Source organism: Pedobacter sp. GR22-10 (genome assembly GCF_026239715.1).
GTDB lineage: Bacteria > Bacteroidota > Bacteroidia > Sphingobacteriales > Sphingobacteriaceae > Pedobacter.
On record NZ_JAPIVR010000002.1, the window covers coordinates 93,498 to 116,030 of the forward strand.

The following is a 22,533-nucleotide window of genomic DNA, read 5'->3' on the forward strand; positions in this document are numbered from 1 at the left end:
ATAATATTTACTTTCGCCCTCAGAAGTTAAAATCAGTTTTTTTAGCTTAACATGCAATTCACATCAATCAGAACAAACGTGTCAGACAGTTTAGTAATCATTCCGACCTATAATGAAAAGGAGAATATTGAAAGGATCATCCGGAAAGTATTTTCATTGAGTCAACCTTTTCATGTTTTGATTATTGATGATGGATCTCCTGATGGCACTGCAGACATTGTAAAAGCACTGCAGGTAGAATATGAAGGCCATTTATTTATCGCAGAGCGTGCCGGCAAGCAAGGTTTAGGTACGGCATACATTTATGGTTTCAACTGGGCATTGCAAAAAGATTATCAGTTTATTTTTGAAATGGATGCTGATTTTTCTCATAACCCTGATGATTTGGCCCGACTGCGGAATGTCTGCGTAAACGGTGCAGATGTAGCCATCGGATCGAGATATGTTAAAGGGGTAAACGTGGTAAACTGGCCGATGGGCCGGGTATTGATGTCGTATTTTGCTTCCATGTATGTGCGCTTTATTACCAGGATTAACATCCAGGATGCCACTGCAGGTTTTAAATGTTACCGTAGATTGGTGCTGGAAACGATTCCTTTGGATAAAATCCGATTTGTAGGTTATGCCTTTCAAATTGAAATGAAATTTACAGCCATTAAATTTGGATTTAACGTAGTTGAAGTACCCATTATTTTTACAGATAGAACGGAAGGCACATCAAAAATGAGCACCCGTATTTTCCGTGAAGCTTTTCTTGGTGTAATACAAATGAAAGTAAACAGCTGGTTTAGGGATTATAAAAGAAAAGGTTAGGTTAGAGAAGAAATTAGTAGTGGTAGAGGCTTAGTTAACCATCCGACTTAGGACTATAGACTGACGACTCATGACTATCAACCTACAACTCCAAACTCTTTTTACTTTCCCTGATCATTGTACCATAATCCTGTCGCTTTTCCATCGCATTAATAGTCATGACCAATCTTTTTGTACGCGTGGTTTCATTTTTGGCCTCATTAATCCATCTAATAAAATAGTTCTGATGGGATTTAGGTTGTTGCAGGAAACAAGTAAGCAGCCTTTCATCTTCAGACAGGCATATTTCCAGGTCTGCAGGCATTTCAATTCTAAAATCTTTATCCTCTTCCAGCCATAACTCTACTTTAGCACCAGCTTCCTTTCTTATTTTTTTACGAAGTGTAGCGTTAATGGCAATAATAAAATCGCCCTCACCCATTGGCACGGTAGCTATTCCGGAAATATCAAAATCATCGATTTTCCCTTTTACCCTGAAAGAAACCTTACAATCAGGCTTAATTTCATTCGCTAAGACAGCAGGAATGAAGACATAACTCCAACCCGTTTTTTCGCCCATTTGTCCAAAACGCTCTATTTCTGCATTGATCTGAATCATATATTCATTTAATGTATAAAATCATTTGCGCTTATGTTAAGGGTTTTAATTACAAAACATGAGCTCCTGGCTATTCTCCAAAAAGAGAAGAATCTCAATACTATCGAGTTTGACCTCATAAAACAGTGAAGAAATCTTTTTAATTAATTCCTGTCTTACTTGAGGATCAAAGCCTGTTTACTTGTAAATAAATGGCGAATTGCTAATTAACGCCAAGATTTTATATGACTTCTAAAGCCTTAAGAAATGCATTTAAAACTTTCTCGTGCATTTTATCCGGATGTACAAGGTAGTTCCCATTTTTACTTGATTTTTAGTTCAATATACAAATCTAAAAATTATTAGTAATAACTACTAAATCTGTTTCTACATCTATTACCCTATACTTTGCTAATTGGCTTAAAAACAGCTGATTCATGAGCCGATTAGCCATCCCATTCGGCTACGATTAATGAACAGCTACCGGATTCATTACAATATCCAGTTTGGCAAACTTCAACACTTCCACACTGGGGAAGCCGAAATCTTCCACTATTCTACCCAAAATCAAATAGCAACCCTTTCCTGTAAAGGGATATATGGGTGTTGTATTTGGAAAATGGGTAGTATCAAAAAAATCACCTTTCACATCCAGAAAAGTACCAAACCACATTTTAGTATTTTTAACCGTATGCACAGTTTTTTCGCAGACATAATTCCCCACCATGCGCACTGTTTCACCTACATATTTGCCCAAATCTGCTGCCATCACCTCTCCGCGGTAACTGGTTTTCAGGAAATCAAACATATTAAAGTTTAATGAGTAGCCTAACAGTTCCCATTCTACATAAGCATCTTCCAGTGCAGAGTTTTCTAATGCAGGCAGTACATATTCCTTACTTTCCAGATTAAATAATTCGGCTGAATGCGTTCGCTTTTGCCTATGCCCTAGATAATTATAAATCTCCCAAAGCAAGGTTTTCTTATCTTTCCCGGTACACCTTAAAGCTCCGAGCCGGATTAATAAAATGACTTGTTCCAGCGTAATCTGAGTACGTTTTACAAATTGCTCCAAATCTTTATAAGGACCATTTTTTCGGCGTTCTGCTGGTATTTGTTCGATCATTTTATTTTCTAATCCCATTATCCCCATAAACCCCAGGTAAACATCGTTGCCATTAATATTCACCACTTCATCGCTATGATTTACGCAGGGGAGATAAACCTTTGCGCCTGTTTTCTTTAGCTCATGAACATAAACCCAACGACTATAAAAGCCACCATAGTTATTTAAAACGGCCACCATAAATTCTTTTGGATAATAGGTTTTAAGGTATAAACTCTGGTAACTTTCTACGGCAAAAGATGCGGAGTGTGCTTTTGAAAAACTATAACCTGCGAAGGAAGAAATCTGCCGCCAAACCTCTACAATCAGTTCTTCTGCATGCCCCTGAAGCCTGGCGGATTGAAAAAATTTATTAACCAGCTCCTCAAAAGCAAGTTTTGACCGGTATTTGCCGCTCATGGCCTTTCGCAATACATCTGCATCGGCTAAATCCAGGCCTGCAAAATAATGACAGACTTTAATTACATCTTCCTGGTAAACCATTACGCCATAGGTTTCCTTCAGCTGCTCTTCCATTTCCTTACAAAGGTAAACCACTTGATCAGGTGCATGGTAACGCTCAATAAATGATTTCATCATGCCTGAACTGGCCACGCCGGGGCGAATAATCGAACTGGCTGCCACCAGTGTTAAATAATCTTCACACTTTAATTTTTTCAACAATTGCCGCATAGCAGGTGATTCGATATAAAAACAACCCACGGGTTGCCCTTCACGCAGAATCGCATTTAATTGAGGATCGTGTTTAAACGTTTTGAAATCATGGATATCAATCGCTTTACCTTGGTTTTTCTCGATCAGCTGAACAGCTTCGCGGATGTGTCCGATTCCCCGTTGACTTAATACGTCAAATTTCTCATAACCAATTGCTTCTGCTTCATACATATCCCATTGAACGGTTACATAGCCTTTCGGAGGCATATCAAGCGCAGTATAATAAGTAATTGGCTCATCAGAAATTAAAATTCCGCCCGCATGAATGGAACGCTGATTGGGCATACTTCTCATATACTGATGCACGGCAATTAATTTTTGGTAAGTTGCATTTTTCTGGTTTTCACGTTCTTTCGCCGGATCAGTAAAACCATCAATCTCTTCTTTTGGTAAGCCCAATACCTTTCCAATCTGCCGGATGATTGCCCGGTCTTTAAAGGTGCTCATCGTTCCTAAAAAAGCAACATGCCACCGGGGGTATTTTTCAAAAATATACTTTTGAATAACCTCCCGCTCATCCCATGCAAAATCGATATCAAAATCAGGTGGGCTGGTGCGTTTCTCATGTAAAAAACGCTCAAAATATAAATCAAGATCAATGGGGTCGACATCCGTAATCCGCATGCAATAGGCTACGATACTGTTGGCTCCCGAGCCCCGGCCTACGTGATAAAACTTATGCCGACCCATCGCATAGCGAACGATATCAAATGTAATTAAAAAATAGGCACAATAGTTTTTAAACTCTATGATACTCAACTCTTTTTCCATCCTTGCCCTGGCAACCGGGTGATCATTTCCGTAGCGGTAGGCCAAACCCTTGTAAGCAATTCGCCGGAGCAGGATGCGATCAAATATTTCACCTTCTTTGGTATATGAAAACCTGTTTTTAGATTTCACCTGTGGTTCAAAATAAACGCTCAGGTCACAGGTATCTATAAGCCGTTGCGTATTATCAGCCATAAAAGGAAAGGCTTCAAACTTTGCTTTCAATGCCTTTTCTGTAATCAGGACTTCATCATCACCACATTTAGATGCTTCGGGCACCATACTTAACAGCGTATTCAGTTCAATTGCGCGTAAATACTGGTGCAAGCGGTGCTCTATCTTACATCCCACCGTAACAGGATGCCAGATTAGCAGTTTTTCCTTTTGCTGCAATAAACTATGTTTATAAAGGTAATTTAGCTGGCTGCTTTTAATCCCAACAAACTCATTCGTTTTTAAAACCCGGTTAAAGCTTTTGATAAACGGATAGATAACAAAAACATGCTCAAAAACAGGCGCATCATCTGGTAAAGCTCTTCCTTCAATATTATGGATGCTTAAAAATTCATTAAGCTCTCGCATCCCTTCTTTATTTTTTGCGATACCAAAATACAACAGCTGATCATCTTTCCGGAACTCAATCCCGGCAACTGGTTTTAAATGATAAGGTATATTTCCTGACTGTGTTTCATCAGGTGCCCTGGCAATCCCCTGCTTATAACAGGTTCTGATAAATTCTATTGCCCCGGTAGAATTATTGATATCTGTCAACACCATCTGATGAATACCCAAAGCACGGGCCTTCGAAACAATAGTTGGGATATCCATTGTTCCATATTTTAAACTATATGCAGAATGTACGTTTAAGAACATTTTTGTTGTTTTCGTTATTCGTTTGTCATTCAGCGTTGTTCGTTTGCCGTTTAATGTTTTCCACCTGTTGTCCTCTGTTTATAGCTGTTCAATGCGCTATTTCCTAGTGACATTTCCTTAATCCTATTCGTCTATTTCCCATTTATACCTCTATTTCCGCAAATACCACTATCCATCCAACTTTGTAGCTGTACCTAAATCGGAATTGATAAAAGTTCTGATTCTTGATTTTTTACGCGCTTCAACGGATTCACTTTCTTCCTCTGATTGTTTTTCCAGGTGCTTTTTTCGGGGATTATATTTAATCACCTTTCCATATTCGTCCCGTTCGGGTCGCTTGACAATACAGGCCTTAACTACTGATTCAATGCCATAATGATTTCTGACCTTATCCATTGCCTGGTACAGGTCGTACTCTTCTTCTGAGGTATGGTACAGGCCAATTTGTTCAAATCCACTTACCAGATGGGAAAGTTTAACCCCGATTAAGCGCAATAACATCCTTTTGGAATACAGTTTCTTAAACAAATCATGCGCCTTGCTAATTAAAAAAGAATCAAGTGCGGTGTATGGAATTCTGGCCTGCTGGGTTACAGTTTCAAAATTGGCGTAACGGATGGTAACGGTAATGCAGGCAGTTAATTTTTGCTGACTGCGGAGTTCATAAGTTAAATTGCTAACCATCCCACTCAGTATGGCCTTCATTTTTGAGATATCCATGCTATCGTTTTCGAAAGTAGTTTGGGTACCGATGGATTTCCTTTCGCGATAAGGAACAACAGGAGAAAAGTCAATTCCATTGGCTTTTTGCCAGATGCCCAGGCCATGCTGACCTAAAATTTTAAACATCAGTTCCTGAGGAATTTCAGCTAAAGTTTGCACTTTACGCACCCCCATTTCACTTAGTTTTTTATGCGTGGCATCACCTATTCCAGGTATTTTATAAATGGCCAGCGGGTTTAGGAATGGGCGAACCCCGGGAAAGGGGATTTCCATTTCGCCATCCGGTTTACACTCATTAGTCACAATCTTAGAAACCGTTTTATTCACCGATAAACCAAAAGAAATGGGTAAACCGGTTTCCCTGATAATGGTTTGCCGGAGTTCGGAAGCAAATTTCATACAGCCAAAAAACTTATCCATCCCTGTCATATCGATATAATGCTCATCAATACTCGCTTTTTCAAACAATGGAACACGTTCGGAAATGATTTCCGTAATCTCATGTGAGGCTTTTGAATAATCATCCATATTTCCTCTTAAAAAAACAGCCTGTGGACAAAGCTGCTTTGCCATCCGGCCAGGCATAGCTGCATGCACACCAAATTTCCGGGCTTCATAACTGCAGGAAGTAACCACCCCCCGATCAGAATTTCCGCCTACGATAACAGGTTTACCAATGAGTTTAGGATTCTTCTTCAATTCTACTGACACAAAAAAAGCATCCTGGTCCATGTGAATAATTTGCTTGTTCTTGTCCGTCATTCTCCTAGCCGTTTAAATTATTTTCGTATTTACCTCTAAACAAAAATACTAATATATTTAGCTTAAATACTTTCTTTCCAAGTTTAATTACCAACAAAATACTAACATTTTTAGTTTAAATTATTTGAGAATATTAGCCGCAGTGAAATCACACATCCAACAGGTTACCTGATAGATAAGCAGCGTTAGCGCATTTTAAATTTTAATTTAAAACACAAAAAAAATGCGCTGACATTTCTGCCAGCGCATTTAAAAAAATTAATTTACTATTATGGTAACCTGAGTGTACCTCTTATTGTTTAACAATTTTGAATTCTGTACGCCTGTTCAACTGATGCTCTTCCTCGCTGCAAGCCATCCCATTAGCACATGAATTGATTAACCTTGTTTCTCCGTAGCCTTTTGCTTCAATCCGGTTTTTATCTATGCCCCTTGAAATGATATACTCCACCACAGATTCAGCACGCTTTTGCGATAACCTCAAGTTAAAGGCATCATGACCGCGGCTATCAGTATGCGATTCGATCTCGATCCAGATGGTTGGATTATCTTTCATAATTTTGACAAGTGCATCCAGTTCAATTGCCGCATCAGGACGGACATTCCATTTTTCAAAGTCATAGTAAATGTTTTCTAACCTGATTTCCTTTTCTAATTCTATCGGCTCCAGGTGCAAATCCTGAACGATCGCCGATACCTTATCGACAGAGACTATGTCAAGGTTTACGGCATCAGTACGAAAATGACTAGCCTCTGCCGACACTGTGTAAGCTGATCCGGCTGATAAACTAAATTTATATTTCCCCTGATTATCTGTTTCTACTTTTGAACTTCCTCCGTTAATTCTTGTCAAGGTAACCAATGCACCGGCAACAGGCTGTTTGCTTTTACGATCATAAATTTTTCCAGTCAGTTCAACAGCACGGACAGACTTCAGATCAAGCAGATAAATATCGTCACTACCCATCCCATTCGAACGGTTTGACGACAGATGTGCCACGCCGCTTTTCTGATTTAAACTAAAGGCAAAATCATCCTGAGGCGAGTTGAAAGGATAACCCAGATTTTCAACCTGCCAGGCGCCTGCAGTATTCTTTAATGCGTGAAAAACATCAAGACTGCCCATTCCAACATGGCCATCACTTGCGAAATACAAATTGTTCCCGGCTACAGCAAAGGGGCTACGTTCATTGCCTGCTGTATTGATTTGCTCCAGGTTGACCGGACTGCCCCACTTACCTGTATCATTTTTCAAACAAACATAAATGTCTGTTCCACCTTTCCCACCGGGTTTGTTTGAAGAAAAATACAGACTCCTGCCATCACCAGAAATAAAAGGATCACCAACAGAATATTCGTTGATCGCATTATGCACAAAAGCCACCGGTGCTCCCCAATTCCCACTGGCATCCTTCACGCTGCTATAAATAGACACATTTACAGTACTGGGTTTATTTTTTATCTTCTTTAAGGATTCGGGAATCTTTGTCATCGTGAAGTACATCGTATTTCCATCAGCAGTAAAAGTGGCTGAGCCCACATGATAACGGGCACCGGTTTGCAGAGGAAACATTTTTAAACTGTCTGTAGAAGAAGTTTTGATATACAATTTCAGGTAACCATTACCTGTCCAGCCGTAGATCTTTTGATCAGGCATTTTTGCTCCATCAAATCTTAAAAAGGGCGATTCTGACACCAAACCGGGAGTAACTGTAGTTCGGTCTGACGTAAGCACAATGGCACCATTGTATCCAACAGATCCCCAGTCAGACTGCGGACTGTTCAGTTCTTTCTGATTAATTATTTCAACTTGCCGGGGATTCTTCATCCATTTTGAAGCTGAATCGCAGGAAGCCAGCCAAACGTTTGCATCTTTTTCGGAAATGTTCTGACCGAGCTTAATATATGATGTGTACTGAACTTTAGCTGCGTTATATTTTGAATTGCTTTGAAGTGCCTTGGCATAACCCAGTAGATTTTCAGGCTTGCTCCCCGGCATTTTTGCAGCTATGGCATACCAGCTTTCGGCCTGTTTATAATTATTGATAAAGGCATATGCCATGGCCAAACGCTCTGCCGTATGTAAATTTTCCTTTTTTCTAAAAGCTTGTTCATATAAATCAATAGCCTTCGCATAATTAAACAACTCAAACTGGTGATCTGCAGATTTTAATATATACTGGGCATTTACTGAACCTGATAAAGCCAACACGCAACAAACGGTAAAATATATTTTTTGTAGTTTTTTATTCATTATAATAGCTAAAAATTCCTTTAATAGTCGATTTAATTAAAATACCCTCGGTGTAGCCAACCTGATGTTTGGCTTAATAAAGGAATAAGCAATTGATATTTCATGCGTGCCTCCGCTGTAGCCTTGTAATGCACCAATGGAAAAATCATAGCCATAGCCAATCCGCAGCTTTTCTGAAGGAAAAATCTGAATGGATGCAACTGCTGAATTTCGCTGACTAAGGTCTTTTTGAAGGTAACTTTTGTCGTAAATTTTTAATCCGGTACGGTAAGAACCACCTACCCACAAAACCTCTTTAATCATTAAAAATGCATTTAGATCTAAACTGGTGGGCCCTCCCCGGTCGTCTTTAAGCAAAAACGATGGCTTGATCTGAAAATCTTCAGACAGTGGAAATAATGCGCCCGCGGTTAAATAGTAATGGGGTTTTGGTTGGGAAATAAAAGCATAGCGATCAACATTGATGTAAGTAGCAATCAGGTTATCAACCGATAAACCAGCATAATAACGATCATTAGCAAAATAAACGCCTGCACGTGCATCAGGGACGATTGTACGCTGCACTCCAACGGGTTGAAAAACCTCTGTATGATTTGGGTTGAGCATCGATCCGTCAATACCCAATTGTATCATACCTACACCTAATCCTAAAGCAAGTCTTGAACTCCCGTCATCATTCATCCGTATCCGGTAAGCATAATTCCCATAAATACTCAGATTCGTTTGTGCGCCTAATTTGTCGCTTGAAACCTGGAGCGCAAGGCCCACATTCTGGCTGTTTGCCGTGGCATCTACGGCTAATGACATGGTGCGCGGTGCCCCGGAAATACCTGTCCACTGACTTCTGTAAAAGCTATGTACATTCAGTACTTCTTTATAACCAGCATAAGCCGGATTGATATAAATCCCGTTAAACATGTACTGGCTAAACTGCGCATCCTGCTGCGCCACCGAATGCTGCGAGAGAAATAAAACGCAACAACCGATTAACAATAATATTTTTTTCATCATTTTAATATCCTTAACAGAAGTCCACCTTTTAACGGGATAACTTCTTAAAAGTCATTTTCTAATTTTTAAATGCCCTGATTAATGTAGTGTACCCCTTAAATACTTCCACTTCATTACTTCCGGTTTTTTTAACTCGCAACAAGTAATAGTAAGTACCTTCATTTAAGCCCTCACCAGTCCAGTTGTTTTGATATCCTTTCGTATGGAAGACTTCATTTCCCCAACGGTTAATGATTTGCAGTTCATTTGACTGATATTGATTTAAGCCAATAATTTCAAATGCATCATTAACACCATCACCATTTGGCGTGAACAGGTTTGGAATTTTAATTTCTGTAAAACTGGCCGTAATTACTACTGATGCGATATTGGTATAGTATCCATTGGCATCTTTTAGCCTATAGGTAAAGGTATCGCTACCGATAAAGCCTGTATTTGGCGTAAAGGTTACTGTACCATCTGCATTTATCACTATGCGGCCATTTCTAGGCTGACTTACAATTTCTATGCTTGATTTTACAAAAGTCGAACTTCCGGCATCGTCATTTAACATAATATTGATGGTTACCGGTGCATTTGCCGTCACCACCGCGGCATCATCAACTGCTTTTGGAGATTTAGGAAAACTGGTAACCGTAGGGGCATCATTGTTTTCCTGTGTACCTGAAATATCACTCACATTAACATTATCAGCTGTTTTTGCATTTGCGGTTGCGGTATTGGTTACTGCACCCAGATCTTTATCTGTTTGTGTAATGGTATAAATAGCTGCATCAGTTACCGTTGCTCCCGGAAGCAAACCGCCTGCAACAGCAATTGCCTTATTATTAATCCCAAGCCTGGAATCTGTTAAGGTTACACTGTTTAAAGTTACTGTTCCTGTGTTTTTGATCAGAAATGTATAAGTGATTTGATTACCGTTCAATGCAGCTGTTTTAATTAATGCAATAGAACTAACGGCAGGTATATTTATTGGGGTTACTGTTACCGGAATGGTTACGGTAGCTACTCCACCTTTACCATCACTTACTGTAACGGTGAATGAATCTGTGCCGGTATATCCTGTTGCCGGTGTATACACATAGGAGTTTCCGTTAAGGGTCACCGTTCCGTGAGCTGGTGTTACTGAAGTGTTGAATGTCATTACGTCGCCATCTGGATCAGATGCCGTAATAACTCCATTAAACGGAGTATTTTGAGTCGTGGTAATTCCAGGAGCACTCGCAACAGGAGCCCGGTTGTCTCTGATATAGACTACCGCAGGTGTTGTTATTGCGGTAATGTGTGGATTATCAGTAACGCCAACCATCGTTAAAACGACGGTCTCATTTCCTTCATTGAGGTTATCGTCCAGCACAGGCACGTTTAAGGTCACTGATGTTGCACCTGCCGGGATGACAATTGAAGAACCTAGCGAAGTATAATCTAATCCTGCAGTTGCTGTTCCTGATACAACAAAATCTATTTTGGTATCAGTTGTAGAAACCTGACTAAGCGTAAAGGTAAATTGCCCCGGAGTTGATGGTTCTGCACCATCTTTCGTTCCGGCTACAGTAACCGTTCCGGTTGTTCCGTCGATGATCATGATGGTTGCAGGTACGCGAAGGATCACCAGCGATGGATTGGTTGAGGTAGTCAACGTAGCCATTACAGTTTCGTTTCCTTCGATTAGACCATCGCCAAGCACCGGAATTTGAATCACTGCTGAAGTTGCACCTGCCGGGATTGTCACTGTTTTTACCACTGGAGTATAGTCTTCTCCTTCTCTCGCAGTGCCGCTTAAAGTATAACTGATTACAGTATTGGTAGCAGATGGCTTGCTCAATGTAATGATAAACGTTCCATTGATAGTACCATTTTCATTACCATCATTTCCTGCCTTTATAGTGGCTATAAGTGGGCGGTTATCAAGAATAGTAGTCTGTACAGCCGCATTTCCAAGAGATGCCGGACCATTTAGGTTCTGAATGGTGATGGTATAATTTTCATCATCTTCATTGATACCATCATCATTAATGATCACCGGAAAAGTAATGGTACTGCCTGGCTGCCCTAATACCGTACCTGCAGGAAATGTAAGTGTTTGCGGGCTGAAATTATAATCATTGGAATTTGTTGTACCATTAATAATTGCGGTAACAACCGAAACCGGCGATGCCAGAACGGTACCCGCTGTTCCGGAAAGGGTGACCGTATAATTAACAGTTCCTGCGTTCTCATTTACCGAGGCAGGGCCTGATAATACCACTGTGGGATAAATAACCACCTTAACTAAAATAGGGTCACTCATCACACCATCAGCTGTAGTGAGCGTATAAGTATAAGTATCGGTTCCGGTATAGCCACTGTTCGGGGTATAGGTTACTTTTCCTAAAACATCAACAGTTGTTGAACCGTGGGTACCGTTGGTAGCGGAAACTGTACTATTGGTCGCTGTTGCACCGTCATTCCCTTTTACGGTAGTAATAACTGGTGTATTTGTCAGGGTGGTGATCTCATCAGCAGTACCAACAGGTTTAACTTCAATGACAAAGGTTTGTATCCGACTCTGATCAACGCCACCGTTTTCAGTACCGCCATTATCATGAATGGCTACTGATACAGTCGCTCTGCCGGCAAAGTTACCCGAAGGCGTAAAGGTTAGATTTCCGTTAGAAGATACAGCTGGTTGAACACTAAATAAATCATTGTTATCATTACTGGTAATAAAATCAACAACTTGAGCCGATTCGTTCACCGGACCGGTACTGATTCCTGACGCCCATCCGGTTACAGTTTGCAAACCTGAATTTGCATTAACCAGCTGATTGCTGCCTTTGATAAATGCAGGTGCATCGTTTACAGGAACAACTGTGATATTAACAGTTACCAATGAAGTTCCGCATACATTATCGTTCACCAAAACGGTAAAGGAATCAGGGCCATTATAATTCAATCCGGGCGCATAACTATATGCACCTGTCTCAAAAACCGTTACGGTTCCGTGTGCCGGATCTGAAGCTTTCGTATAAGTTAAATGATCGCCATCCGGGTCTGTTGTGGTTGCATTCCCAGTTAACATGACATCTTCATTGGTAGTTACCGCATAGGTATTGGCCGATGGCTTATTGGTAATATTAATTGTCGCACTGCCATTCATGGCCTGTATACAAACTGGCGTAGTAGAACTGGTGGCTGTTATGGTATAAGTACCGGCCCCGGTTTGATTACCGAACGAAATAGCAGAACCATTTCCCAAAACTGGATTTCCCGTATTGATGCCGGCCATTTGCAGTTGATAACTTACACCCGTTTGTGAGTTGGATAAACCGACCTCTACACCTGCCGTACCTGCACAATAAATACCTCCGCCTGTTACATTGTAAATAGTTGGTAAAGGATTAACTGTGATCTGAACAACTCCGCTTACTGTTGGAATGGCGCAACTTCCAGAAGTGACCTGCCTCCTGAAATAGGTAGTTGAAGTGAGCACGCCAGGGTCGTAAGATAGCTGAGTCGCTCCGCTGATGTCGGTGAAATTTAAATTATCCAAACTAGACTGCCATTGATAATTGTAGCTGCCTGAACCATCAACAGGCACAGTACCGGTAATATTTCCCGGATCGCCACTTTCACAGAAAGCCGTGATGGCAGGTGCTGTGATGATATTATTGCTTAATGTAGATTGTATGGTAACGGTTAAGACATTTGTTGGTGCCGGATCGCACCCTCCCCCTGTAGCGCTGTCCATCCTTCTGAAATATGTAGTTTGACCTATAACTGGTGCATCATAAACAGCCGAATTAGCGCCTGATATATCTGTAAAGTTCGCTGTTGAACTTGTGGTAGAGGACTGCCATTGGTAACTATAGCTGCCTGATCCTCCTGATGGAGCAGACTGTGTGAAAGCCACAGGATCACCTGTTGTACAAAATGTCTGATCTCCTGAAATCGTTCCAGCTGTTAATGCAGGAGTTATCGTAACTACGATCGGAACTTTATCGCTTTCACAGCTTCCATTGGTTTGGCTCACGTAATAGGTTGTATTGCCTACTGCTGACGTTCCGGGAATTGGAGCATTGACACTCGAAGTTCCGTTTATACTTGTATACCACAATAAAGTATCACCCGAAGGCGGGGTAGAAACAGAAGAAACTAATGACGGCGCAGTTGTACCCTGGCAATACGTTACTGAACTTTTAACTATTACAGGATTTACCGGTGTGGAAAGCCTTGTGATACTCGTATTATTTGAGGTATTTTCAGGCGGTTCGATATCACTTGAAGCACTTGTCGTACTATAGTTACTATAGGCAATTTTGGCTTCATCATTATAATTTCCTGAGCCTGTGAGACTGTAAGTGATAGGGAAATTATAATACCTGCCCCCTTGAACGTCTATCGGCTGATTACTGATATAGGTTACTGTAGATCCTGATTGTGAAATATCCCAGCCGGTACTTGAACCTGCAGTAAAGGTATATCCTGAAGGTATAGTTTTCGTAATGACCAAATGGTTACCAATTGCAGTATTGGAAAGATTTTCCATCGGCCTGTTACCAACGTTACCAGCCCGCATGGTAAAAGTCGTCGTCGTATTACCAGAAGTATTCAGACAATAGCGATCAGCTGTTTTATCGATGAAAGCATCTGTTCCTGTTGCCTGAACAGGAATACTGGCCACTGATGTATTATTATTTATATCCTGATCCTGAATATCCGTAGTAGTAATATTAACGGTGTTGTTAAGCACATTACCGGTTGGTATTGTATTCAGCGATCCCGAGACGACAATTTTAGCAGACGCGTTTGCGGCAATATCAAAACTACCGGCAATCCGGCCAGTTGTATTTGGGCTGGCAGGTGTAAAATTAGCACTTGTAAATCCGGTAGGAATAATGCTGTTAATGGTGAATGCCCCGTTGGAAAGCGCATTACCCTTGGCATCAGTCAGCTGATCATTGAATTGCACATTAGTCAATGCGGCATTGGTATCATTGATGACATCTAGCGTGTAGGTTACCTCATTATTTGTGCCCGCCTGAAGAATGTCACGGTTTGCACGTTTCACAACCCTGATGTTACCAGGTGTAGTCACCAGTAAATTGCGGATCTCATGATAGTTGAAAGCGCCACCGCTTGATGCTGCAAAACCCATTTTCAGCGTTGCCGGCGGCACGTCAGGAGATAAATAATTGATCAATTCTGCAAATGGACCTTCAGCAGATTTTTCCATTCTCACAATTACCCGGTATTGCCCTGATTCCGGCTTGATTTCAATTTGTACTCTTCTAAAAAATTGTTCGTCGGTGGGCCTGGTATCTGAAAATGAATTTCCTGGTCCTGTACCTATATTATAATCAATTTCATTTCTTAGTCTGATATCACCAATATTACCATTTCTATTTCCTAAACGTACCCCGGTTAAAAATCTATTGGTTGGTAATATGCCGTCAACAGTCTGCTCAGTTCTGTTTGACGTGGTAATACCCCTTACAACAACGGTATTAGCTGTTTCGCTCGTACCAAAACCACCATTTCTACCCTCGATGGCATTTCCATAATTACCAAACGCATCCAAACCTACACTAATATAGCCGCCGGCTAAGCCATCAAGAACCGGGGGGGTTGATTGAATATTGGGAGCATAACCTAAAGACCCTCCAAAGCCACCTAACCTGAAAGGCTGACTGGCATCAAATAAGAATACAGCAATACCATCACCTCCATTATAATTATTTTCACTGTTTGCCGCATTGCGCCACATCTTGTATTCAAAGTCGATCAATACACCTAATGTTGAGGGAAAAGATTTGTCTACATAGGCATAGCCACGCTGATTAACAGTTGAATTGGTTAAACGCAACCATCCGGCACCAAGCGGATCAGCTACTCCTGAAGTTAAAATTGCCGTACCATCTGCTCCGCCAGGACCACCTATAATGATTTGCGGAGAACCAGATCCCCTAAAATTCTCTGTAATGGTAAACTGCGAAAATGCATCAACAGCGTATGCAGAGAACAGAAAAAAAATAAAAATAAATTTTATAAAACAATTTATAAACCTATTTGTTTCATACACAATAGGTGCAAAATCATTACGTAGGTAAATACGTAAATGAAATAAAACTTTAATCATACAGGAATAGAATATTAAATTGCAGCAATAAGATGTTGCAGTAGTTTTTTGGTTTTAAGGCACAGTTAATACCTATCTATCTTATAAAGAAGATGCTTTAAGTTCATTTTGAAACTTACATCTCCTTATTTAAAATAAGGCTGCAAATATCCGGAAAGAATCTCAATTAAAAAATTAATGCCTGTATTTTTGCATTATTAATTATACATAAAATCAAAGACTTTGATAATTATCAAACGTTTTTTTTTGAGATAAAGGAAGTACAACTTAAAAACAGCGTGAATTAACAATATATCTGGTTGGAGCAAACAGGTTAAATATCTGATTCAGTTAGTATCAGAATTAAAGTCTTATAGGAGACGACATTTACTTAATAGGAAACGGCTTAAAAAAGATATACGACTTGCTATAAGATTATATAGTATAACCTTAAACAAATCATTTATAAGATTAAAAGATCGGGCGAACACAAATTAATGTCATTTCAGATGATAAGATCATATTTTCAGGCACTGTTCATAACATGTAATTCTAAACCAATTACTGAATAAAACATATTCAGTTAACGTGAAAAAACATAAAATTTCTTAAAACATCTGTAGCACTTAAAATGCCTTACCTGAACAAATGGCATTAGTACCTTAAAAATAAATCCTCTTGGCACCCTGGATGTTTCCGGATTTTTACAAGAAGGGCACACTGGGCATACCCTTGATGGCGGATTATCAATTTGAGTTGACATAAAATAACTAAAAGTTTGATTGGTATAAACAAAAATATTTATTCTCAACGAGAAAACATATAGTTATGGCAACATATGCAATTAAAGTTGACAAAAGTATGCATAAAAATCTTCGGATAATAAATATTGATATTAATATTCCAACATTAATATAAAACTATTACTTCTTTTAATATGTTATCCTAATAATTATATAAATATTAATAATATGAGCACAAAAGATAATACCAGCGATAAAACACAAGGCACATCAAAAGAGAAAGCCACATTTGATCAGAATGGTAAAGGCGCATCTGAAAAATACGGACAATCAGGCGATACCCCAAATGAATCAGCAGATGAAAATGGAACAGGTACGGCTAAAAAACAAACCCATAAAAAATAGAAAGAGTTAAACTCTTTCTATTTTTCGTAAATACTCATTTTTTCAGCGAGTTCAATAATACTTTTGATTTTCAGCTTCTGGAACAATCTTAATTTATAAGTACTAACAGTTCCCATTTGTAAATTCAGCTGATTAGAAATATCTAAAACGCCTATTCCTTTGGTCAGAAGTTCTGCTACTTCTAATTCTCTACCAGACAGTTTAGTAAATGGATTATCGGCATCATTTCCTAAAATGCTGTTGAACATGTTTTCTTTAACATTTCTGCTCGAATAACGGCTTCCTGCTAAAATCGTGGTAATAGCCGTTACAATTTCAGATTCTTCTGCATTCTTAGTCAAATAACCTGAAGCACCAGACTTTAAATATGGAACAGCATAAATATTTTCATTCAGTGAAGAGAAAACCAAGATTTTAGCTGTAGCCTGAACAGATTTAATCTGGTCAATTACCTTTAAGTTATTCCCACCTGGAAGGTTAACATCAATAATAATTAAATTAGGCGCTTTCTGAGCTTCAACTAATGCCTCTTCCATTGTACTGGCATGGATAATTTCAACCCCTGACCAGAAATCAGATATTAAATTTTTTAACCCTCTGCGAACAATCTCATGATCATCAGCAATAAGTACAGTGAAAGTACTTCCCGTATTTTTTGGTTTCATTGTGTGTTTATAAAGTTGTAATTATTCTCAAAATTATCAATTTTACCATATTCCGTAGTCCGTTCCTTTCAAAAAAAGACTATTTTATTGATGGCTCAAATGTAAACATTATTATACAATTTTGCTTGTTTTTACATTTTTTTACGAAAAAAAATTTATTTGCATCTTCAATCCGTTTAATAACGTGCAAGCTATGAAAATCTTACTTATTTTTAGTAAAACGTTATACCAAGAATTTTCTCTGCACTAAATCGATTAATTTCGCTAAATACGTTCAAAAATTTGAATTTTAGCTGATTTTAATTAAGTATTACGAAAACATTTACCATTTTTACAATTATAGCAATGAAAACCTCAAAAAATCAGTAGCCGGTACGATAAATAAAGATGGGAAGAGAGGAACTTAATTATGAAAACTATTGTTAATGAAACATCACATCATCACAAATTAAATAGTAATCCACAATAATTGTAACTATATGAATTTAACGATGAATAATAATCTGACTCAAGTTTAATCGTAATAGTCAGAACATATTTTCAACAAATGGCATTAACCTTATTCATTTAGATTTTTGCCCTGATCCGGCTTAAAGTTTCTAAACGAATGGCCAGAAAAGATGCAATGTGCTTAAGTGAAACGCGATGAATTAAATCGGGAAAAGACATCAGAAAGCGCTTATATCTTTTTTCTGCAGATGAGATTCTGCAAAGATAGGCCCGCTCTTCAGCAGAACGATAATACAACTCCATTATTTTCCTGCCTACAATATTTGCCTCAGGGAAGTGTTCAAAAAGATATTCTGTAAGTTCATGCGGAAGGGCAATCAAATCAACATCTTCCAGGGCCTGTAAATATTCTTCTGAATCAGCATTTACCCATAGATTACTGATTGTACCTACAATTTCATTTTCTTTTGAAATCCAGGTTGTAATTTCCAGATTGGCATCTTTAACAAAACCTCTGACTATTCCCTTTACGATTAGAAATAAATATTCATTTCGGTCTAAAGGCGACATGATGAATTTATTTTTTTTATAGCTTACCGGAAAAGTATACTGATTGATGCGCTGTTCAATTTCTTTATTCAAAGGATGGAATTTTTTGAAAATCGATATCAATGGAGAAGAATTATTAAATCTTTTCCATTTATCTTCATCAGATAAATTAACAGCAATCATTTATAAACAACTAAGTAAAGGGCTAAAAAATGCCTCACTACGTGTACACACGAACAGTAAAACATTAATCCAAAGAAAAGAATTTTTTCTTGACATTTCTCAAATTTGACTTATTTTATAAAATTTTCTCTACTCCTAATCCGAATAACGCATAATCATATTTAACCGGATCATTAGGATCAAATTGTTTCAGATGCGCTGTCAATTCTACAGCAGTTTGCCAATCAGTTTGCTTTCTGTGAATTAGGCCTAGTAAGCGCCCTACCCGATCTACATGCACATCACAGGGACAAATCAAATCTGAAGAATGAAGTGTGTTCCAGATTCCAAAATCGACACCATGATCGTCTTTTCTGACCATCCAGCGTAAAAACATATTTAACCGCTTGCAGGTAGACTTTTGTTTTGGTGAAGATATATGCTTCTTGGTTCGGTGCGGAAAATCTTCCTGCGAGAAGAAATAGGCCCTAAAATAGTTCAAAGAATCTTCAATAGTTGACTGCCTGATGGGCTCGCCGCCGGGTACAGAAGTAGCCAATATTCCAACAGCATGATTTTGTGGAATTAAAAATGCCTGCTCCAGGCTATCATAATTTTGATAATGTAACTTAAAAAAAGAAATAAAATAAAGCAGATCCGTATCATTAAACGTACGATGCTTGAAACCCAGCAGTTGTCTTAAATCCCCATCTTCATGATTCACCATAAAATCATAAGGTGCATTATCCATTCTAAGCAGCAGTTCTTTACACTTATTTATAATGGTCTTGCGTTGACCCCAGGCCAAAATTGAAGCAAAAAAACCCGCTATTTCTATGTCTTGCTTTTTCTTAAAGCTATGTGGGATGCAAATCGGATCATTCGCAATAAAATCAATCTGATTATATTGTTCAACCTTTTGATCAAGAAAGTTTTTGAGTTCTAAAAATTGCATTTGTACGGGATAAAGAAAAGCATCCAGACTTTCTTCATTAATTAATCAAATGATATAATTTGCAGGTTGCAGATGAAAAAGGATAAGCCAGCTTAGGATAGATTCGTGTGAATCAGAAATCGGATATATAAAAGATCGGGCAAATGATCACATCTGCCCGAAAAATAAGCTATGCGAGGGCGTTCTCAAGATCTTCTAAAAGATCCTCAATATCTTCCACCCCAACGCTTAAACGAAGTAAATTATCAGTAACCCCTACTTTTTCACGTTCTTCCTTAGGGATTGAACCGTGCGTCATGGTTGCGGGGTGATTAATTAAAGACTCTACGCCTCCCAAAGATTCAGCAAGTGTAAATACCTTAAAATTAGAGGAGATCCTGAATGTTTCCTGTAGGTCTGCTCCTTTAAGCGTAATAGAAATCATTCCACCAAAACCACGCATTTGTTTTTTTGCCACATCATGATTAGGATGATCTTCAAAGCCCGGCCAGTAAATTTTATCTACTTTTGGATGGTTTTTCAGGAAATGAGCAATACGTTCACCATTTTCACAATGTGCTTTCATCCGCAAATGCAAAGTTTTGATGCCACGCAAAACCAGAAAGGAATCCTGAGGTCCTGGTGTTGCGCCGCAGGCATTGTAGATAAACCAAAGGTCTTTGTAAAGCTGCTCATCACTGGTTACCAAAGCACCCATAACCACATCAGAGTGGCCTCCAATATATTTGGTAACGGAGTGCATCACAATATCGGCACCTAAATCAATCGGGTTTTGTAAATATGGCGAAGCAAAGGTATTATCAACAGTCAGGATCAGATTTTTCTCTTTTGTAATTTTTGCCACCCCTTCAATATCAATAATCTGCATGGTTGGATTTGTAGGTGTTTCAATCCATACCAATTTTGTTTTATCGTTGATATAAGGTAGCATATGCTCTGGTTTGGAAAGATCCAGAAAATGAAACTTAATCCCATATTTGGTAAAAATTTTGGTGAAGATCCGGTATGAACCACCATATAAATCATTTCCGGTAATTACTTCATCACCTGGTTGAAGCAATTTCAAAACGGCATCTGTAGCACCCATTCCACTCGAAAAAGCAAGGCCATACTTCGCATTTTCTAAAGCTGCAAGGCAATCTTCCAAGGCCTTTCGTGTTGGATTGGTACCTCTTGAATATTCATATCCTTTATTGTCTCCAGGCGATTTCTGCCAGTAGGTTGAAGTTTGATATATAGGCGTCATCACAGCGCCGGTTGTTGGATCAGGTTCCTGACCTGCATGTATTGCTTTTGTTCCGAATTTCATTTTTTCTAAGATTTGAGACAGGGAATCCAGAATTGAGTTTTATAATTCATCCCCTGTCATTACCAATTAATATGCCCTTGCAAACAACACTCTTTGGGTAGACGGTTTGCCTGAATAAATACAAATGCCATCTTCCAATTTGTTATCCAATGGAATACAACGGATCGTTGCTTTGGTTTCTTCTTTAATTTTTTGCTCTGTTTCAGGTGTGCCATCCCAGTGGGCAGAAATAAAACCTGCTTTTGTATCCAATAAATCTTTTAATTCCTGGTAAGAATTGGCTTCCGTAATATGTGCATCTCTATATTCCAATGCTTTATTGAACATACAAGTTTGGATGTCTTCCAGTAATTTGATGATATAAATATCAAGACCTTCCTGTGGCACCGTTTGTTTCAGCTTGGTATCCCTTCTGGCAATTTCAACTGTTTTATTTTCCAGATCTCTGCCACCAATAGCAATGCGAATCGGCACCCCTTTTAATTCATAATCAGCAAATTTAAAGCCCGGACGCTGGGTATCTCGATCATCATACTTTACTGAAACACCCATGCCTTTCAATCGCATGGTCAGTTCGTTCACATAGGCTGTAATTTTAGCAAGATCTTCTTCACCCTTGTAAATCGGAATGATCACAACCTGAACCGGGGCCAGTTTTGGCGGGATAATTAATCCTGAATCATCACTATGTGCCATAATCAGTGCGCCCATCAAACGAGTGGAAACACCCCATGAAGTTGCCCACACATGATCCAGCTTACCATCTTTACCTGTAAATTTCACATCAAATGCCTTTGCAAAATTCTGACCCAAAAAGTGAGAAGTTCCGGCCTGTAGTGCTTTACCATCCTGCATTAAGGCTTCTATACAGTAAGTATCCAAAGCACCCGCAAATCTTTCATTGGGCGATTTCCGACCTCTAATAACAGGTACAGCCAGCCAGTTTTCAGCAAAATCTGCATAAATATGCAACATGCGTTCTGTTTCCTCAATGGCCTCCTCCGCTGTAGCATGAGCAGTATGCCCTTCCTGCCATAAAAACTCAGCAGTACGCAAAAATAAACGGGTTCTCATCTCCCACCGCACCACATTGGCCCACTGGTTAATCAGAATAGGGAGATCACGATAAGACTGTATCCATCCTTTATAGGTATTCCAGATAATGGTTTCAGAAGTTGGGCGAACAATCAGTTCTTCTTCTAATTTTGCGGTCTCATCGACTACAATATTACCATTTCCATCATTCTTTAAACGGTAGTGTGTCACAACTGCACATTCAGTGGCAAATCCCTCTACATGAGAGGCTTCCTTTGAAAAAAATGACTTAGGTATGAATAAAGGAAAATAAGCATTACTGTGACCGGTATCTTTAAACATTTTATCTAATACGGCCTGCATTTTTTCCCATATGGCATAACCATTAGGCTTTATAACCATGCAACCCCTAACTGCTGAGTGCTCAGCGAGGTCGGCCTTTAATACGATATCATTGTACCACTGTGAATAATCTGCTGAACGGCTTGTAATTTCTTTGCTCATGTTATGTATTTGGAACGTAATTTGTGTGTTAAATAATG

Annotated in this window: 13 protein-coding genes; 2 read left to right on the forward strand and 11 right to left on the reverse strand. The window is 39.1% G+C overall.

Annotated elements, in window-relative coordinates; genetic code table 11:
• The first annotated feature begins 78 nt into the window (after positions 1-78).
• Positions 79-813, forward strand: coding sequence for a polyprenol monophosphomannose synthase (locus tag OQX64_RS07965; RefSeq protein WP_265819039.1), 735 nt, complete (start codon positions 79-81; stop codon positions 811-813).
• Positions 814-895: 82 nt separating this feature from the next.
• On the opposite strand, the gene OQX64_RS07970 is transcribed toward OQX64_RS07965, so the two are convergent.
• The 6 genes from OQX64_RS07970 to OQX64_RS07995 form a co-directional block, all read right to left on the reverse strand.
• Positions 896-1,411 carry a YdeI/OmpD-associated family protein gene (locus tag OQX64_RS07970; protein ID WP_265818363.1) on the reverse strand — a complete coding sequence of 172 codons (516 nt, stop codon included), beginning with the start codon at positions 1,409-1,411 and terminating at the stop codon, positions 896-898.
• A 448-nt stretch (positions 1,412-1,859) separates the two neighbouring features.
• Positions 1,860-4,871 (reverse strand): DNA polymerase III subunit alpha, encoded by a 3,012-nt coding sequence (dnaE, locus tag OQX64_RS07975; protein WP_265818364.1) that lies wholly within the window; start codon positions 4,869-4,871, stop codon positions 1,860-1,862.
• Positions 4,872-5,039: 168 nt separating this feature from the next.
• Positions 5,040-6,356, reverse strand: a complete 1,317-nt coding sequence (dinB, locus tag OQX64_RS07980; RefSeq protein WP_265818365.1) for a DNA polymerase IV — start codon at positions 6,354-6,356, stop codon at positions 5,040-5,042.
• Positions 6,357-6,648: 292 nt separating this feature from the next.
• Positions 6,649-8,610, reverse strand: coding sequence for an OmpA family protein (locus OQX64_RS07985; protein ID WP_265818366.1), 1,962 nt, complete (start codon positions 8,608-8,610; stop codon positions 6,649-6,651).
• Positions 8,611-8,646: 36 nt separating this feature from the next.
• Positions 8,647-9,621 carry a type IX secretion system membrane protein PorP/SprF gene (locus OQX64_RS07990; RefSeq protein ID WP_253249088.1) on the reverse strand — a complete coding sequence of 325 codons (975 nt, stop codon included), beginning with the start codon at positions 9,619-9,621 and terminating at the stop codon, positions 8,647-8,649.
• 58 nt (positions 9,622-9,679) lie between these two features.
• The gene (locus OQX64_RS07995) at positions 9,680-15,739 is read right to left on the reverse strand and encodes an Ig-like domain-containing protein (RefSeq protein WP_265818367.1); all 6,060 of its coding nucleotides are present in this window, start codon (positions 15,737-15,739) and stop codon (positions 9,680-9,682) included.
• A gap of 950 nt (positions 15,740-16,689) precedes the next feature.
• Here OQX64_RS07995 and OQX64_RS08000 point away from each other — a divergent pair.
• Positions 16,690-16,866, forward strand: coding sequence for a hypothetical protein (locus OQX64_RS08000; RefSeq protein WP_172406585.1), 177 nt, complete (start codon positions 16,690-16,692; stop codon positions 16,864-16,866).
• 17 nt (positions 16,867-16,883) lie between these two features.
• Here OQX64_RS08000 and OQX64_RS08005 read toward each other — a convergent pair whose 3' ends face one another.
• From OQX64_RS08005 to proS, 5 genes are all read right to left on the reverse strand, one after another.
• Positions 16,884-17,531 carry a response regulator transcription factor gene (locus OQX64_RS08005; protein WP_088302994.1) on the reverse strand — a complete coding sequence of 216 codons (648 nt, stop codon included), beginning with the start codon at positions 17,529-17,531 and terminating at the stop codon, positions 16,884-16,886.
• Positions 17,532-18,098: 567 nt separating this feature from the next.
• The gene (locus OQX64_RS08010) at positions 18,099-18,623 is read right to left on the reverse strand and encodes a Crp/Fnr family transcriptional regulator (RefSeq protein ID WP_253249089.1); all 525 of its coding nucleotides are present in this window, start codon (positions 18,621-18,623) and stop codon (positions 18,099-18,101) included.
• Between the two features lie 205 nt (positions 18,624-18,828).
• Positions 18,829-19,647, reverse strand: a complete 819-nt coding sequence (locus OQX64_RS08015; RefSeq protein ID WP_265818368.1) for a TIGR02757 family protein — start codon at positions 19,645-19,647, stop codon at positions 18,829-18,831.
• A 169-nt stretch (positions 19,648-19,816) separates the two neighbouring features.
• Positions 19,817-20,956 carry a cystathionine gamma-synthase gene (locus OQX64_RS08020; protein WP_088302996.1) on the reverse strand — a complete coding sequence of 380 codons (1,140 nt, stop codon included), beginning with the start codon at positions 20,954-20,956 and terminating at the stop codon, positions 19,817-19,819.
• Between the two features lie 66 nt (positions 20,957-21,022).
• Positions 21,023-22,495 carry a proline--tRNA ligase gene (gene proS, locus OQX64_RS08025; RefSeq protein WP_088302997.1) on the reverse strand — a complete coding sequence of 491 codons (1,473 nt, stop codon included), beginning with the start codon at positions 22,493-22,495 and terminating at the stop codon, positions 21,023-21,025.
• Between the last annotated feature and the right edge of the window lie 38 nt (positions 22,496-22,533).

Coding starts and splice junctions, on each gene's coding strand:
- OQX64_RS08020 (WP_088302996.1), bottom strand. CDS start 20,956: ATGAAATTCGGAACAAAAGCAATACATGCAGGTCAGGAACCTGATCCA.
- OQX64_RS07970 (WP_265818363.1), bottom strand. CDS start 1,411: ATGATTCAGATCAATGCAGAAATAGAGCGTTTTGGACAAATGGGCGAA.
- proS (WP_088302997.1), bottom strand. CDS start 22,495: ATGAGCAAAGAAATTACAAGCCGTTCAGCAGATTATTCACAGTGGTAC.
- OQX64_RS07995 (WP_265818367.1), bottom strand. CDS start 15,739: ATGATTAAAGTTTTATTTCATTTACGTATTTACCTACGTAATGATTTT.
- dinB (WP_265818365.1), bottom strand. CDS start 6,356: ATGACGGACAAGAACAAGCAAATTATTCACATGGACCAGGATGCTTTT.
- OQX64_RS07990 (WP_253249088.1), bottom strand. CDS start 9,621: ATGATGAAAAAAATATTATTGTTAATCGGTTGTTGCGTTTTATTTCTC.
- OQX64_RS08005 (WP_088302994.1), bottom strand. CDS start 17,531: ATGAAACCAAAAAATACGGGAAGTACTTTCACTGTACTTATTGCTGAT.
- OQX64_RS08000 (WP_172406585.1), top strand. CDS start 16,690: ATGAGCACAAAAGATAATACCAGCGATAAAACACAAGGCACATCAAAA.
- OQX64_RS07985 (WP_265818366.1), bottom strand. CDS start 8,610: ATGAATAAAAAACTACAAAAAATATATTTTACCGTTTGTTGCGTGTTG.
- dnaE (WP_265818364.1), bottom strand. CDS start 4,871: ATGTTCTTAAACGTACATTCTGCATATAGTTTAAAATATGGAACAATG.
- OQX64_RS08015 (WP_265818368.1), bottom strand. CDS start 19,647: ATGCAATTTTTAGAACTCAAAAACTTTCTTGATCAAAAGGTTGAACAA.